The organism is Nocardia sp. NPDC049190, assembly GCF_040648115.1.
In the GTDB taxonomy this organism is placed as follows: Bacteria; Actinomycetota; Actinomycetes; order Mycobacteriales; family Mycobacteriaceae; genus Nocardia.
Genome location: NZ_JBEZDE010000016.1, coordinates 51,031 through 66,689, shown reverse-complemented (window position 1 = coordinate 66,689; position 15,659 = coordinate 51,031). Strand labels below are relative to the sequence as shown.

Sequence of the window (15,659 nt, the reverse complement as noted above, 5' to 3'; positions counted from 1 at the left end):
CTGGGTTATGTTGGCGATGCCGGGATCTCGCACGATCAGACCGTCGGAGTACCAGAAGTAGCGGCCACCCATGGCCTCACCGCTCTTCGGGACCAACTCCCCATCAGTCGTTCGACCTCGGCGATGGTGAACACGGTCGCGCTCCAGCGCGAGCCATCCGGGAGCCGGACCTCGACATCGACGTTGCACACCGCATCCAGGTCCTCACCGGCGCTGGGCAGGAAGGACGCCCCGATGTCCGTACGGACCCGGTACCAAGGCCCGTCCCAACTCTGTTGGGCCGCATCGAACGGTGCGCAGTTGTTCATCGCGTGAGTATCCCGAGCCAACCCCGCGATCTCAACCGGCTTCCTTGTGGCAAGCCACTGCGCCGTGAACGCCGACCTCATCCCGGATGACTTGTGGGAGCGCATAGTCCCGTTGCTGCCGGAACGTCCTCTCCGGCGCCACCGTCACCCGGGACGGCTGCCCGTGCCGGACCGGATCGCACTGGCCGGCATCGTTTACGTCCTGCGCAAGGGAGTTGCCTGACGCGATGTGCCCAGACAGGTCGTGGGCTGCTCACGCGTGACCGCCTGGCGCCGGCTACGGGACTGGACCAATGCCGATGTCTGGCACCGTCTGCACGAGGCGCTTCTCGCCGAGCTGCGGTCAAGCGGCCTGCTGGACATGGATGATGCGGCATTCGACGGATCCCACGTCCGGGCGCTCAAAGGGGGGATCATGTCGGCCCCTCACCAGTAGACCGTGGTCGTCCCGGCTCCAAGCAGCATGTGATCGTCGACCGCCACGGCACACCCTTGGCCGTTTCCCTGACCAGCGGCAACCGGCACGACGTCACACAGCTGATCCCCCTCCTAGACGTGATACCCCGCATCCGGGGCCTGCGCGGACGCCCGCGCAACCGGCCAAAACGGCTCTTCGCCGACCAGGGTTACGACTACGACGAGTACCGCCGCTTGCTGTGGAAGCGCGGCATCAAGCCACTCATCGCCCGCCGCGGCGTAGCCCACGGCTCCGGACTCGGACGCACTCGCTGGGTGGTCGAGCGAACTTTCGCGTGGCTCCACCAGTTCAAAAGACTGCGCATCCGCTACGAGCGGCGGGCCGATCTCCATCAAGGCCTGCTCGAACTCGCATGCAGCATCATCTGCCTCCGCCGCCTCCGCAAGTCATTCTGAAACGATCACTTATACGGCCGCATCCCCGTCCCGGTCACGCACCTTCGCCGCCCGACGGTCGTTGTGAACGGAGACGGCTCGGGCGCACTCCACGACATGATCGAGGGTGTCCTCGACGTGCCGGACGCTCGTCCTCGGGTTGATGGTGCACATGCGCAAAACGGTCTCGCCGCGCACCGCGGTGGTGGTGATCATGGCGAACCCGGCCTCCCACACAGTGCGGGCCAGCATGGCCTGGAAGGAGTCCAGATCCGATCCCGACGCCACGCCGGGAGGGCGATATCGGAAGGTGACAACCCCCAGCCCCGGCTCGCTGCCCGGTTCGAGTTCGGGATGGGTCTCGATGAATGCAGCGGCATGCTCGGCCAACGTGATGCCTTGGTCGATCGCGGCGCGGAAGGCCTCCGCGCCGAAGGTTTTCAGCGACAGCCAAAGTTTGAGCGCACGAAGCCCGCGGGTCTGCTGCGGGCCGTAGTCGGAGAGATTCGGTTCTCGACCATCGGATTCGGAGACTGCGAGGTAGCCGCTGTCGAGGAAATGGCGGGCCATCGCGAACGTGTCCTTCAACTGCTCGGGTCGGCGGAGCAGGACACAGCCGAGTTCGTAGGGCTGGAAAAGCCACTTGTGTGGGTCCAGGGTGAGCGAATCGACACGGTTGAGGCCCGCCATGATGCGCCGGCCGCGGTCGGTGGCCGCGGCCGCGGCGCCCAACGCGCCGTCGGCATGAAGCCACAATCCTTCTCGTCCGCATACATCGGCGAGTTCTTCGATCGGATCCACCGCGCCGGTACCGGTGGTGCCGATCGTCGCGACGACCAGGAACGGACGCCATCCGTCGTCGCGGTCCTGACGGATACGTTCGGCCAATCGCGCCGGGTCCAGTCGTAGCCGGTCATCCGGTGGCAGGACGACCAGTTGATCACGTCTCAGGCCCACGATGTGCAGGGCACGTGCGATCGAGGGATGGGCCTGGGTCGAACAGTAGGCGCGCGCGGCGGTGAGATCGCCGCCGAGCATGCTGTCCCGCGCCGCCGCCAATGCCGTGAGGTTGGCCATCGAGCCACCGGAAACGAACAGTCCGCCGAAACACCCGTCGAGACCGAGAAGTTCACGCAGCCAACGCAGTGTCACCAACTCCAGTTGGGTGGGTCCGGAGCCGACCAACCATGCACCGGGGACCGATAGAAACGCTGCCGTCAATGCGTCTGCGAGCACCGCCGGATAATTGCCGGAGGTCGGCACGAAGGCAAAGCACCGCGGATGATCGGAGTGCATGCCGGACGGCAGCGCGTCGACGGCCAGCCGCTCCACCAGCGCGATCAGGTCCTGGCCATGCTCGGGGATCGGCTCATCCCAATCCTGTTCGAGGTCATCGCGAGACCGGCGGACAAGCACCGGCCCGAGCGCACCTTCGCTCATGCGCTCGATGATCAACTCGATCGCGCGCCCGCCCGCCGCACGCATCTGGTCGGCTGGCAGCGTCAGCGGTGGCCGGGTCAGCACGATGGCCCCTCGAAGCAGGCGGACAAGGCGGTCACCCAGTCGGACGCGGCCGCGGTGAGTCGCGGTGCCACCTGCAGGGTAGCGACGAATTCGGCGAGTTGAATCAGGATGAGCTCGTCTCCCTCGTCCACCGTTGTTCCGGGTTGCGTTTGCGCCCACACCAGCGCGTGTTCAACCGGAAGATCTGCCAGGCAACGACTCTCCCCGCGCATTGCGATATCGCGGTGCCGCGCGTACGTTCCGGATTCCGGCAGTGCGCCCAGCTGCCTCTTCCGGTCTGCATGCACAACCAGCTGGCCTAGCGGCGGTACCGACGCGACAACGGTCTGGACCGGCAGCTCCGGCAGCAGACAGGCGAGGACATGCAGGCCGAGGCTCGGCAGCAGATCCGCGCTCTGCTCGGCCGCATGCACCAAGGACACGACTGTCTGGAACCGGGGATTGATCTCGATGGCCAAGGGCCGATTACGTTCCAGCACCAGATCCATGCCGAAGACCCCGCGATATCCGCGCCGACGCAGCTGATCTCCCGCCCGAGCCGCGGCCGTGCGGATGGCGTCGTAGGCGCCATCGGGTAGATCGGTGGGCGCTACGAGCTGATTGCCGCAGTGAGCGCCCCAGACGGTGGTCAAACCAGGTACACCGACCAGCTGGTGCGACACCGCCGATACAATCGTGGTGTTTCCGGCCACGCATGCGGTGACGGTCACCGGGAGGCCGTCCACATATCGGCCTACCCTCAATTCCCGTCCGGCCCAGGCATCGAGACACTCCTGCAACTCAGCGTGATCACGCGCGAGACGAGTGCCCCTGCCGATCAGATTGTTCTCGCGGCGTTGGACCACCACCGCCTCCCAGCCGTCGCGCCAGTACTTGGTCGCGTCGGCACGGCCGTTCGGCGGCACCCGCACGAATTCCGGAGCTTCGATGCCTGCTGCGGCGAACACTGCCAGCACGTCGAGCTTGTCCGCCGCGAATGCGGACATCGCCGGGTCGGGCGCCAGCAGCGGCAGAGCCCTGGCCGCGGCCCACTCGCGCGCCACCGGACCGTGTTCGGGGGCGAACGCCACGCACACGGCCCGCGCGGCCCTGATCCCGAGCCCATCCCCATCGGTATTCGACAATGGTGAACAGGCATGCAGCTGGGGACCGCGCCCAGCACGGAAGGATGGGCGAGCGGACGCGGCCAGGAACGGCGAACGGTCCAACCAGTAGATCTCGTCAACCGCTGCTTCCAACATGGCAATGCCCTGGTCGAGGCGTATTCCGTCGATCTTCGCGAGTCTTTGTGGTGGAAGGCCGGATTCGGCCGCCGCGCCACCGGTCGCCTGGCTGATCCGCATGGCCGGTGACTCTATCCGGTCAAGTGACCGTTCCGGCGACGAGACGTTGCTAACCTCACGGCCATGACCAAGACACGATGCGCTCTGGCCCTTGTCATTTCGGTCCTCGCCACGCTCGCGGGGATACCGCTCGCGGGACATGCCAACGCCGCTGTTGTGCTCACCTGCGAAGAGAGCGGCACCGTCAGCTGGGCCGGGCTGGGAATCGGCGCCCTACCCTCGAAGGTCTATTGGACCGACGCGATCACGTTCAGCAACTGCACCGGCACCGCGGTGGACCAAGGACTGCCCATCCCGGTCAGCGAGACGGACATCGGGACCGAGACCGCCGGTTGCGATGCCGAAACCACCGACAACACGAGCACAGGGACGATCATCTGGTCCGATGGCACCAGCACCGACGTCAGCAGCGGAGGAGGTTCCCAGATCGAGGGCAGCGGATCCCGGCGCGGCGACTTTCCCACGTTGCTCAGCACCGGACCCTACGCGGGCAAGACCGCGATCGACTCCAACACGGTGACCCCCTCCGACCAGCAGTGTCCCGGCCTGACCTTCGCGACACTCGAGGGGACCTGGACGATCGCCGACTGAGCCATGCGCGCTTCGTCGAGGCATGCGGACCTGCGCCGCGAGAGCGCCGTACCGCTGCCCATTCTTCCCCTCTTGCCGCCTCGGAAACTGCACGGCATGCGCGAAGGGGCGCTGGTGTTTTCGCCGATTCTCCTCGTATCCGATGCGGCGATGTGTCTTCGCCAGGCGGTGGTCGACGAGTACTCACCGTTACCCGACCTCCGGAGTCTCCCGCCATTGCCCATGGCGGGAGACGAGGATCCGGCCGCGTGGCCGCGGACCGCGCCGGATCGCTATGACGAATATTTCCGAGTCCGCAGAACTCGGCACCAGAACACCCTGGCCTACAGCATCCTCGTCGGCTTCCACGATGCGCTCGACACGCTACGGCCTGCTCGATCGGGCCTCGCAACGACGCAATGGCATGCTCTGGCAGCTGGCATACACTGCACACTGAACCTCCTGCTTCCCGCCGAGCGGCGGTCCCGGTACCGACGCTCCCCCCTGACGCACGCGAGCTCCGCTCCCGATCCCGACCGGCGCTGGATACTGGGGCACCGCGCGTTCTTCGTCCTCACCCAGTGCGTCATCATCGGACTGCGCGGCTTTGTGGACGCTGCGAAACGTGCAGCGTGGTACGACGCGGTCACCGCACTGACCTATGGCACCACGATGTTGGCCACATCAGAAGCGTGCCTGCGACTCACCGCGGACTTCCATCCCGACGACTACCGCCGAACCGTGCGCCCCGCCATGCCGGCGGAATTCAGCGGCCTGGCGTCGGCAGACCACGCCTGCCTTGTCGCCCTGCTCCGCGCGGTAGGACCGTCGTTGCAGGCCATGCCACCGGAGTTTTCGGAGCACCGGGAGGCGCTGCGCGCAACATTGCACTCGGTGTACTCCGCCCACCAAGGCATCTGTGCTCGATTCGACGGCGACCACGGCCCGAGTCTGCGGATGGCGCCAGGCAGCGCCACACCCGCGACGACTGTTCTGGCTCGTCTTGCTCGCTCGCGCAGTCGGCTTCTCGAATCATAGGTGGATTTCCCGTCACCTCTTCCGGAGACGGTCGGCTTCGCGGCAGAGCAGATCCCACGCGTCTGCTACATGCTTGTCTCGAGTGGAGGTTGCGCCTATCGCCATGCGCAACATGTAGGCTCCCCGAACCTTGGTATGGGACAGATAGACCCGTCCGCTCGCGTTGACTGCCTCGAGGAGTTGTCGGTTCACCTCGTCCGGCCCGCACAGTCGGAAACAGACCAGCGACTATGGATGTGGCGCCATCAGTTCGAATCGATCGTCGCCGGACACCCATTCGGCGAACTGCTGTGCGAGCGCGACGTGATGTCAGATGTAGGCGCGAAGGCCTGTCGCGCCATACCAGCGGATGACCGACCAGAGTTTCAGGGCACGGAACCGGCGGCCCAGCGGCACCCCCAATCGCGATAATCCACCACCGCATGCGACTCGCTGGCTTGGTTACGCAGATATTCCGGCAGCACGGACAGGGCGCCGATCAGCGCGTCACGATCAGTGAGGTAGCAAGTATCGCAGTCGGAAGTGGTGAGCAGCCATTTGTGCGGGTTGGTGGCGTAGGAGTCCGCATAGTCGTTGACTCCGTCATGAATCCAGCGCAGTTCGGGGCACATGGCTGCCACCCCGGCGTGTGCTGCGTCCGCGTGGAGCCAAGCACCGAATTCCGTGCAGACAGGCCCTATTCCGGAAACCGGATCGATGGCGCCGGTCGAGGTCGTACCGATAGTCGCCATCACCATGACGGGGATACATCCGGCGGCGACATCACGTTCCATCGCGCTCCGAAGCGCGTCGGGGTCCATCGAGAAGTCGGCGCTGGTGTCGATCGATCGCACCGCCGCGGCACCGAGTCCGGCGACGCGGGCAGCTTTCTCGCATGCCGAATACCCTTCGGTGGATGTGTAGACGGTGAACCGACCGCATGCCACGCCGTCCCGTGTCACCCGCCCGCTCGAAGCTCGGTGCAGCGCGGCGAGCAGGGCCATCAGTATTGCGCTGGAGGCAGTGTCCTGAATGACACCACCCCCACTGCCGGAGGAGAGAAACCGGTCGGACAAACCCAACATTCCAGCCAGCCAATCGAGGACGTGCTGCTCCAGTTCCGTACACGCCGGGCTGGTCTGCCACATCATCCCCTGGACGTTCCGCCCGGCCGTGAGCAATTCGGCCAGCACCGCGGGGCCCGAGGTATTGCTCGGGTAGTAGGCGAAGAAACTCGGGCGCTGCCAATGCGTGAGACCGGGCACCACGATCGCATCCATGTCCTCGAGTACCCCACGGAAATCCTCACCGAACTCCGGCGGCTGGGAAGGGAGCTGCTCGCGCACCTTCCCCGGTTCGACCTAGGAGAGAACGGGCAGCGACTCCACTCGGTCCCAGTAGTCCGCGAGCCAATCCACCACTGCACGACCGTATTCCCGAAACTCGTCCGCGGTCATATGCCTGGGCGCAGGACCGACTTCTTCCGGAGTCGGCAACCGATGAGCTTCTCGCATTTATCCGCCCTAACCTCGGTGTTCCAGGATGATGCCGCGACTTACGTATTCGGCGCTGTCGACGCGTCGGGCGGCGATCGATCCGACCCGATCAGACCAGAACCGAGAACGTTTCGTCACCATCCCACCACAGATCAGCGGCATGCCGACACCCTTGTACCTCGCTCGACCGACCTCCTCGTACGCCACTGAATGGTTGTCCGCCAAGACATACGGACCACACTGACCCGCACGCCGCGAGACGCGCACGTGCCGGGTAGAACCATGTCGATTCCCCAGGGCTGTCGCCGAAATCGACGCGGCGTCCCCGCTGGTCCGGTTGTGTCGGGGCAACGGTTCTCCGATGTGGTGCATCGGGGCGATGATGGGCAGGGATCAGATCCGTTCCGGCGCGAGGACCAAGTCGAAATCGCATCGAGACCAGGACCGGTCGCCGATGTCTCTCCCATCAGGTGTGGGTGTCCCCGGAGGTTGCGCTACGAACTGCTTGATCAAGGATTCCTTCACCCCGAATACGCTGTCCCCGCGTTCGAGCTGCGGATCTCCGGCAACGAAAATGTGCGTAACGAGGGTGCGCAGGCCTTCCGCAGTGACCATGAAGTGCAGGTGCGCGACCCGCATCGGAGATCTATTGGTTGCCGCCAGCATCTTTCCTACCGGGCCATCGCTTTGGATGGGGTACGGCACCGGTGTCAATCCCCAGAACCGATAGCGCCCGTGTGCATCCGCGTACAAGTGTGCTCGTCCGGCGACTCGGCCATCGGGGTATTGGACATCGTAGAAGCCGTCTTCGTCGTTTTGCCACACTTCGATGCGAGCTCCGGGAACCGGATTACCCGCGGTGTCGGTGACTGTTCCTTCGATCCAGCAGGGTTGCCCGGTCGCATTGCCGGCGATATCGCCGCCGAGGGCGACTTCAGGTGCGTCCTCGACGAAGAACGGTCCGAAGACGGTGGCTTCGGTGGCATTCTTGTAGGCCGGGTTGTTGACAGCGATGGTCTGCATGGAGACACCGAGGACGTCGGAGAGCAGGATGAACTCCTGGCGCCGTTCATCGGTGATATGGCCGACGGCGGTGAGAAACCCGATGGCTTTGCTCCACTCCTCCTCGCTGAGGCGGACTTCCCGGATGAACGCATGCAGATGTCGGGTCAAGGACTGCATCAACTCCTTCAGCCGTGGGTCGGCGGTGGAGTCGTAGGACGCAACAACACTGTCGACGAGCTGCCGCTCGATTGCAGTCTGCTCGTCGCGGTTTTCGGCACTGGTGTTCTGCATCGGTAGTCCTCTCACAACTCGGGGTCAGAACTGTCGGGCCGGGAACATACCCGGCCCGACAGGGTGGCTCAGACCTTCTGGGTCTCCTTGTAGTAGCCGTCTCGAACGTCCTGTTCCCGTGCGTACTCGGGCTGGTACGCGACGGATGCCCAGTTGGATTTCTGCTCCACTTCGGCGGCGCGCGCGGCGAGGGCTGCGGTGTCGCCGAAACCGAGGACCTGCCGCGCCAGATCGGTCAACGGGCCGTCGACCTGGTATTCGGTCCGCTGCATCGTCAACAGTCGCACCAGGTAGAGCGGCGTGCCGTTGAACTTCTCGAACATCTCATGACGCGCACCCCACTGGGTGAGATACCGCTCGCTGATCTGACGGAAGATGGCCGCACGGTCGCGCGCGCTGATCGACGTGCCGCGCAGGGCCTCTTCGAGCCTAGGTCCGATGTATGGGTGGTCGAAGTCGGCTTTGGTCGGTGACATCACGACGCCGCGACCACAGAATTCGATCAGCTGGTTGACGGCATTGTGAATGTTCTCGAGATAGTGGGCGCGCCCGAGGTCGACGTAGATGTTGTTGGGCTTGAACAACCCACCGGGCGTGGTGAAGCCGGTCTCCTCGGCGGCGATGGTGAACGCCTTGCAGGTCTCGCGGAAACGGACGAGATCGGCGAGCTGAGATTGCACAATCGGATTGTTGTTCGTCCCGAGCGCGTTGGTGAGCAGCAGAGCGAGACCGACGATCAGTTCGGCGTGAACGGCATGCCGAATCTGGGTCTCGATGTGGACCCAGTCGAACTGGCGCTGCGGATACCACTTCGAGTGATCGGGGTTACCGATGTGCTGTACCCGGTCCCAGGGAATGAAGACGTCGTCGAAATAGGCCATGCCGTCGAGTTCGTCGCCGATCGTCGACAGCGGATGGTCGTAGGGGTCGGCATCCGGAGTGGCGTTCGATTGGCGACAGACCAGCGACAGTCCCGGGGTGTCCACCGGGACGATCGCGTACACGGTTTGGTCCGAGGTCTGTCCCGGTCGCCACAGGTTGCCGATGAGCAATTCGTTGACGAAGGGAAGCGATGTTCCCATCGCCTTCCAGCCGCGGACGACGATTCCCTGGTCGTTCTGTTCGACGATGCTGAGCATCGGGGTCTCGACCAGCGCGTCATCGCGGCCACGGTCGTATTGCACGTCGACGAACATCGGCGACAGCGCGATGTCATCAGTCGTCACGCGTTGCCATTGCGCCCGAATATTGTCCGCGAAGGGGATTTTGCGCCCATCGGCGACGATGGCGTTCTCCTCCCATGGCTGCGGATCGTCGACCTGGGCGTACATGACGACATGCATTCCGGCCGGCGGCCGCGTGAAGATGCCGCCCTGGAAATGCCGGAACCAGAATTCGTGGTAGGCACGGCGCCGTGCCGCATCGGCCTTCGTCTTGGGGAGGAACCAGTGCATCGACTTCCGGACACCGTCGTCGTCGACGAAGGTCAGAACATCCTGATGCTTCGGGTCGAGATGCAAGTCGTAGTACTCCGCGATGGCTTTCGCGTACCCACTGGTTTTGGGGTGGGTGGTGACGTCGTCGATGAGTTCGCCGCCGACGTACACCTGGCGTCCGTCTCGAAGCGACTCGAGATATTGCTGTCCTGTCCGCATTGATGGACCTTTCTCCTATTTGTAAGAAACTGCGTTGTCGGCCTGGGTGGTTCGCCACGTCGCATTCCGATGCGGAACGAAGTGGCCGAAGCTGCCGCGGTAGTACGAGAGCGGATTGCCGGTTCCGGCACGTGCTTCCAATACCTGGGCAACAAAAATTCGGTGCGTGCCGCCTTCGATGTCGTCGACGACGCGGCACGTGAGATACGCCAACGCCTCCGCGAGACGGGGTCCATGTTCGCCGTGGTGCACGGCCACGTCGGCGAACTTGTCCGCGCCGGGGGTGGCGAACGTATGGGCCACAGCGGTTTGATCCTCACCGAGGATATTGATCGTGAAATGGCGGGTATGACGGATCGCGGCGTGCGTTCCGAGGTTCTGATTCAGGCAGACCAGGACCATGGGCGGCGTATCGCACAGCGAGGTCACCGCGCTGATCGTCGCGCCGTAGCGAACACCGCCGTATTCGGCCGTCACAATCGTGACACCACTGGCGAAGTGTCCGACAACGTTGCGGAATTCGGATTTATTCAAGGGTTGCAAGACATTCTGCTCCATCTGGTCCTCCAACATTCGGCGCCCGGCCGGCCTGTCTGGAATGTGTTGTTCGACTGGCTAGACCTGCCATTCATGCGCCCTGACCTGATCAGTGCAGTGGAGTGGTCTACGCCGTACAAGCTGCAGGCTGTGATCTGCCCGACAAAGAACGCTAGAAGCTCGGACAGATTCAGTCCAACAGATGTGGCCGATGCGAAACATCGGCCACACCGATATTTCATCGACACACGACCGTGCGGCGCCGACCCCCGCGTCGCAGGTCGCTCACCATCCCCTAGGCCGCTGCGATCGAAGTTCGGGTGCGAAGTTTTTCCCGAGCCGACGCCGACGGCGAATCAGCCGGGCAGTCGGCAGGAAACGCAGGCTCGGTATCCGCGAGATCCGCCCTCCGACGGCGCGCAACGCGCGTTCACGACTGTGCCATGACTGTCGATCCAGGCCCGTTCGCGGGCGTTTACGACGCGCCTCCCATCGGGGTGAGACGCGCTGCGGTAGCGGCCAGGCGGTGCCGAAGCCAACGATGACCAGAATCTTCTGTGTGGCGCGGATTCCAGTACATCGCATCCGTAATGTTCGGCACGGGAATCGGCGGCTCGACGAGGCGCAGACCCTCGAGAGGCAGAATGAAAGCCGCACGCTCCAGAACCAAGCCCACGAGGGATGTGCCCCGAATCAGCAGCGGCGCCATGAGGAAACTTTCCACCGTGAGTTCGATCCGCCGATGTACCCCGAGTGAGGCCAAATGGCGATCGGCGAAGTTCAACTGCCGCTCTTGGCCGATGGAATAGACAAGATGGGGCAACTGCAGGTATCGGTCGCGGTCGAACGGTTCCAACACCGCCGGCTCGTGCATACCGGCATCGAGCATGCATACCCAGCGGTCGGAAAACAGCGCATGCCCGGGCAGCGGGGTATCGACCATCATCTCCTGCGGCTCGATCACCAGATCGGCGGAGTCGAGGCGAAGAACAGCGGGAACGTCGGGCGAGCGGGGCAGCACGTTCACCGTCACGTTCGGGGCCTCCTCCGCGAGTCCGCGCAGCAGCGGCGCCAGGACAACCGCCGTCGCATAGTCCGACGCGCTGATCGAGAACGACCTGGTCGTTGTGCGTGGATCGAAGTCGGCGCGCTCCGCGAACACGCCATCGATCTGATGCAAGATCTCCCGCACCGGCGGAATCAGAGCCTCCGCGCGGGGCGTGAGCGTCAGCACGCGACCGTTACGGACCATGAGGGGATCGGCGAATACTCGCCGGAGTCGCGACAACGAGCCGCTCATCGCCGACTGGCTCAGGTTCAACCGTCGGGCGGCCTCGGTGACGCTTCGCGTGCTCAGCAGGGCATCGAGATCAACCAACAGGTTGAGGTCGATACTGCGGAGATCCTTCATCTTCTCCACACTATCGACGCGGCCGATGTGTTGCATCCGTGACATCTGTTGGACCGGACGGTCGAGACTGAGGGAGGATCTTCCAACCAGGAAGCGGACCCGCGTAGAAGTCCATCGAACGACGATTTGCCAGCTCGGTCGCATCGACCGACTACCCGGCGAGTACACGAGAAGGGTCGAGGACGCCGATGACTCAACCAGCACGCCCCTGCAGCGATCGTCGTCCGTCGCGACAGACCCTCTGGCGGCGTGCCGAAGACGTCCCCGCCGATCTGGGCCCCACCGTGATCGCCATCGGACATTTCGACGGCGTGCACCGCGGACATCAGCGACTTCTGGCCGACGCCGAGCAGCGAGCACGAGCGCTCGGACTACCGGTCGGTGCAGTGACCTTCGATCGGCATCCGGCCACGATCCTCACCCCAGGACGCCAACCCGCCGTGCTGACCGGTCCCGACCGAAAATTCGAGTTACTTGCGCACTACGGCCTCGACTTCGTTCTGGCGCTGCCCATGACCCTTCCGCTGCTGACGACCTCCGCCGAAGACTTCGCGACGGAGCTACTCGCGACCCGACTGCGGGCGCGGTCGGTGTCCGTCGGCGAGAATTTTCGCTATGGGCATCACGCGGCAGGCAACATCTCGACTCTCCACGCCGCCGGCTGCCGGCTCGGCTTCGAGGCCCGAAAAGTCGACCTCCTGAACATCGACGGAAGCCCGGTCTCTTCGACACGTATCCGTGCAGCGGTTGCGGAGGGCCGGGTGCGGTCCGCGACCACACTGCTCGGCCGCTCGCACAGTGTCGAGGCCATCGTCGCGACGAGTTCCGGCAGGCAGGCGACCGCCTGCACAGACCCCGGGATCGCCGCGCCGGCGCTCGGCAGTTACCGCGGCGCGGTCTACGGCCTTGCCGATCCGACGCAACGGACCGAGCAACGCGTGCGGGTGCGGGTTCACCACGGTGCACTCGATATCGATTTCGATCACGAAGCCTTCGCCGGCTCGACACCGGCGGTGGGTACCGAACTACGAGTGGAGTTCATCGATGAGAACAGCTAAATCTCCGGACCGATCGGGGTCCGATGTGCTCAGGCCCGCGCCTTTCGCTCGAACAACCCTGCCCGGCCGCATCGTCTTCGGCAACGGGACGCTGAACCAGCTCGCGCCGGAACTCGACCGCGAACGCCGCCGCAGAGCCATGCTCATCGTCTCGGCCCGCCAGCGGGAACTCGCGGACCGCGGACGGTCCGCACTCGGCCACCTGATGACGCTGGAGTGGAACGAAGTGCGACAGCACGTTCCCCGCGATCTGGCCGAACGCGCCACGGCCGCCGCTACCACCGCCGACGTAGACGCGATCGTCGCCCTCGGTGGCGGCAGCACCGTCGGGCTCGGCAAAGCGGTCGCGGTGAATACCGGCCTCCCCTTGGTCGCTGCGCCCACCACGTACTCCGGTAGCGAGATGACGCCCATCTACGGGCTCACCAGTGGCAACCACAAGAAGACCGCCCGCGATCAAGCAGCCCTGCCGAAGATCGTCGTGTACGACCCGCAGCTGATGACTGCGTTGCCCTCGTCGATCGTGGGTCCCAGCGGCATGAACGCCCTTGCCCACTGCGTCGAAGCCTTGTGGGCAGCAAACCATGACCCGATCACCGACGCACTCGCGCTCGATGGCGCCGCCCGGCTACAGCGCTTTCTGCCCAGGGCATACACCACGACCGACGTTGCGCCCCGTGGCGAGGTTCTCATCGCCGCCTGCCTCGCCGGCACCGCGTTGGGCACAGTAGGCAGCAGCGTGCACCACGCACTCTGTCATCTTTTCGGCGGAATGTACGACACCCCCCACGCCGAAACCCACGCGATCGTCCTGCCCTATGTCATTCGGTACCTAGAGCCCGCAATCCCGGACACCGTGGCACGTTTGGCCGAGGCAATGAAATGTGATCCGACAAAACTCGCTGAAAACGTATGGGCACTTGCTCGGTCGGTCGGGACACCGCCAGGACTCCGAGCCATCGGCCTCACCGAGAACCAGACCGACGCGGTCGCGGAAGAAGCTGTGGCCAAGCACCTCGTCAGCCCTCGGCCGCTGGAACTGCACTCGCTTCGCGCCATGCTCCGCGAAGCGTGGAGCGGCGAGCCTCCCCGGGCTCGAGAGTAACGATCCCAGGTCCGTGGGCACCACGATGCCCGAGAACCGCAGTCCGGCAAAGAAAGGAAACCTCTCACATGGCCTCGATCACCCAGATCGTCACCGACCTGTACACGGCATACAACAATCATCGCCCCGCGGCCGTCGCGCAGCTCTACGCTCCGCAATGTCGGCATCGCGATATCGCGGTCGGTGCAGACCACAGCAAACCGGAGCAGATAGCCGCGGGCCTCGCGAGGCTGTTCGAAGCACTCCCCGACGTGCAATGGAACCTCGAGGAGATCCTCATCGACAGCAACCGCGCGGCGGTGTCCTACGAACTGTCCGGTCACCTGCGCGGCCGCCTCGGCTCGTACGAGCCGAAAGGGCAAAGCCTCCGCTTAGCGGGGGTGCAGATGCTGGAGGTGTGCGACAACCAGATCACTACCAGCACCGACTATTGGGATGGTGGCGCACTTCATCGCCAGCTGAGCAAGATTTAGATCCGGCACGCTCGTACTCGGATGCCAGAGCCGATGCCGCAGAGTCAGAGCGTGCAGTTCACCAACACCCGACGTCGGTCTCGGTGACGAAACTCGGTCGAAATCAGCCGTGGCGACAGTCTCGACACCCCGAAAATCGGCTGCTTGCCGGGTGGGCCGCTCAGTAGCATCGCCACATGGAACTGCGCGCTATCCCGGATTCGATGGCTCCCACGGTGGTGGAGAAGATCGATGCCGAGCTGGGCCGGATCGAGCACAGACACGGCGTGTCCATCGGACTGGCCATCGAAAGCGGCAGCCGCGCTTGGGGTTTCCCTTCCCCCGACTCGGACTATGACTGCCGGTTCGTCTATATCGCAGGCCTGCACACCTATCTGTCGCCGTGGCGTACCCGCGATGTGATCGAGACGCCGCTGACCGGATTGCTCGACGTCAACGGCTGGGATCTGGCGAAGGCGATGCGGCTGCTGGTCAAGGGCAACGCCGTACTGATCGAGTGGCTGATGTCACCGATCGTGTACCGGGGCGACGCCCGATTCCGCGACGAGCTGCGCGCGCTGGCCGCTGAGGTCGCCGACCGTAACCAGGTGGCCCGGCACTATCTGCATCTGGGCGCCCGCCAATGGAAGCTGTTCGGTAGCGGCGGTTCACTGAAGAAGGTGTTCTACGCCCTACGTCCGGCTATGGCCCTGCGCTGGCTGCACGAACATCCGGACGCCGCGATGGCGCCCATGCATCTGCCGACACTGCTCGAGCGATGCGAGCTGCCGGCAGATCTGGTGTCGGCCGTGCGTGAACTCACCGACCTGAAGTCGCGTACCCGCGAAATGGGCAGCGGCACCGCACCGGCGCCGATCGCCGAGTTCATCATGGCCGAATTCGACCGTGCCACAGAAGCTTTCCCGAAGACGCCCGATCGTGACCTGGCGCGCGCAAAGGCGCTGACCGCAGAGTTCTTCCGCAAGCAGGTCATCGGAAACTGACAGCAGTCGACGCTGGGAGGTCCGCCGTCGG

General features: G+C 64.5%; 14 protein-coding genes and 1 pseudogene. 7 read left to right on the top strand and 8 right to left on the bottom strand.

Going from position 1 to position 15,659, the window contains the following annotated elements; genetic code table 11:
• Positions 1 to 35 precede the first annotated feature (35 nt).
• Positions 36 to 308, bottom strand: a complete 273-nt coding sequence (locus tag AB0B25_RS16300; RefSeq protein WP_357179493.1) for a hypothetical protein — start codon at positions 306 to 308, stop codon at positions 36 to 38.
• 64 nt (positions 309 to 372) lie between these two features.
• Between AB0B25_RS16300 and AB0B25_RS16295 the strand changes: the two are divergent.
• Positions 373 to 1,181 (top strand): annotated as a pseudogene (locus AB0B25_RS16295) (IS5 family transposase).
• Between the two features lie 9 nt (positions 1,182 to 1,190).
• Here AB0B25_RS16295 and AB0B25_RS16290 read toward each other — a convergent pair.
• The gene (locus AB0B25_RS16290) at positions 1,191 to 2,684 is read right to left on the bottom strand and encodes a pyridoxal-dependent decarboxylase (protein WP_357179490.1); all 1,494 of its coding nucleotides are present in this window, start codon (positions 2,682 to 2,684) and stop codon (positions 1,191 to 1,193) included.
• Complete coding sequence (locus tag AB0B25_RS16285; protein WP_357179487.1) at positions 2,678 to 4,027, bottom strand: ATP-grasp domain-containing protein; 1,350 nt, start codon at positions 4,025 to 4,027, stop codon at positions 2,678 to 2,680. The genes AB0B25_RS16290 and AB0B25_RS16285 overlap by 7 nt, the downstream gene beginning before the upstream one ends.
• A 63-nt stretch (positions 4,028 to 4,090) precedes the next feature.
• Here AB0B25_RS16285 and AB0B25_RS16280 point away from each other — a divergent pair, with 63 nt between their 5' ends.
• Together AB0B25_RS16280 and AB0B25_RS16275 are read left to right on the top strand one after the other, a co-directional pair.
• Positions 4,091 to 4,618 (top strand): hypothetical protein, encoded by a 528-nt coding sequence (locus tag AB0B25_RS16280; RefSeq protein WP_357179484.1) that lies wholly within the window; start codon positions 4,091 to 4,093, stop codon positions 4,616 to 4,618.
• A gap of 96 nt (positions 4,619 to 4,714) precedes the next feature.
• Entirely contained in the window at positions 4,715 to 5,635 is a 921-nt protein-coding gene (locus AB0B25_RS16275) for a hypothetical protein (RefSeq protein WP_357179482.1), read from the top strand.
• Positions 5,636 to 6,000: 365 nt separating this feature from the next.
• On the opposite strand, the gene AB0B25_RS16270 is transcribed toward AB0B25_RS16275, so the two are convergent.
• From AB0B25_RS16270 to AB0B25_RS16250, 5 genes are all read right to left on the bottom strand, one after another.
• Positions 6,001 to 6,960 carry a pyridoxal-dependent decarboxylase gene (locus tag AB0B25_RS16270; protein WP_357179480.1) on the bottom strand — a complete coding sequence of 320 codons (960 nt, stop codon included), beginning with the start codon at positions 6,958 to 6,960 and terminating at the stop codon, positions 6,001 to 6,003.
• Between the two features lie 543 nt (positions 6,961 to 7,503).
• On the bottom strand, positions 7,504 to 8,406 hold the full coding sequence (locus AB0B25_RS16265; RefSeq protein ID WP_357179478.1) for a dioxygenase: 903 nt from the start codon (positions 8,404 to 8,406) through the stop codon (positions 7,504 to 7,506).
• A gap of 68 nt (positions 8,407 to 8,474) precedes the next feature.
• A complete protein-coding gene (gene npcA / locus AB0B25_RS16260; RefSeq protein WP_357179476.1) occupies positions 8,475 to 10,061 on the bottom strand; it encodes a 4-nitrophenol 4-monooxygenase/4-nitrocatechol 2-monooxygenase oxygenase component in 1,587 nt (528 codons plus the stop codon).
• A gap of 15 nt (positions 10,062 to 10,076) precedes the next feature.
• Positions 10,077 to 10,634, bottom strand: coding sequence for a flavin reductase family protein (locus AB0B25_RS16255; RefSeq protein ID WP_357179474.1), 558 nt, complete (start codon positions 10,632 to 10,634; stop codon positions 10,077 to 10,079).
• 439 nt (positions 10,635 to 11,073) lie between these two features.
• Positions 11,074 to 12,009 carry a LysR family transcriptional regulator gene (locus AB0B25_RS16250; RefSeq protein WP_357179471.1) on the bottom strand — a complete coding sequence of 312 codons (936 nt, stop codon included), beginning with the start codon at positions 12,007 to 12,009 and terminating at the stop codon, positions 11,074 to 11,076.
• Positions 12,010 to 12,197: 188 nt separating this feature from the next.
• Here AB0B25_RS16250 and AB0B25_RS16245 point away from each other — a divergent pair, with 188 nt between their 5' ends.
• The 4 genes from AB0B25_RS16245 (at position 12,198) to AB0B25_RS16230 (ending at position 15,628) form a co-directional block, all read left to right on the top strand.
• A complete protein-coding gene (locus tag AB0B25_RS16245; protein ID WP_357179468.1) occupies positions 12,198 to 13,067 on the top strand; it encodes a bifunctional riboflavin kinase/FAD synthetase in 870 nt (289 codons plus the stop codon).
• Positions 13,054 to 14,172, top strand: coding sequence for a maleylacetate reductase (locus tag AB0B25_RS16240; protein ID WP_357179466.1), 1,119 nt, complete (start codon positions 13,054 to 13,056; stop codon positions 14,170 to 14,172). The genes AB0B25_RS16245 and AB0B25_RS16240 overlap by 14 nt, the downstream gene beginning before the upstream one ends.
• Before the next feature lie 68 nt (positions 14,173 to 14,240).
• Positions 14,241 to 14,645, top strand: coding sequence for an ester cyclase (locus AB0B25_RS16235; RefSeq protein ID WP_357179463.1), 405 nt, complete (start codon positions 14,241 to 14,243; stop codon positions 14,643 to 14,645).
• A gap of 176 nt (positions 14,646 to 14,821) precedes the next feature.
• On the top strand, positions 14,822 to 15,628 hold the full coding sequence (locus tag AB0B25_RS16230) for a nucleotidyltransferase domain-containing protein (RefSeq protein ID WP_357179461.1): 807 nt from the start codon (positions 14,822 to 14,824) through the stop codon (positions 15,626 to 15,628).
• The last annotated feature ends 31 nt before the right edge of the window (positions 15,629 to 15,659 follow it).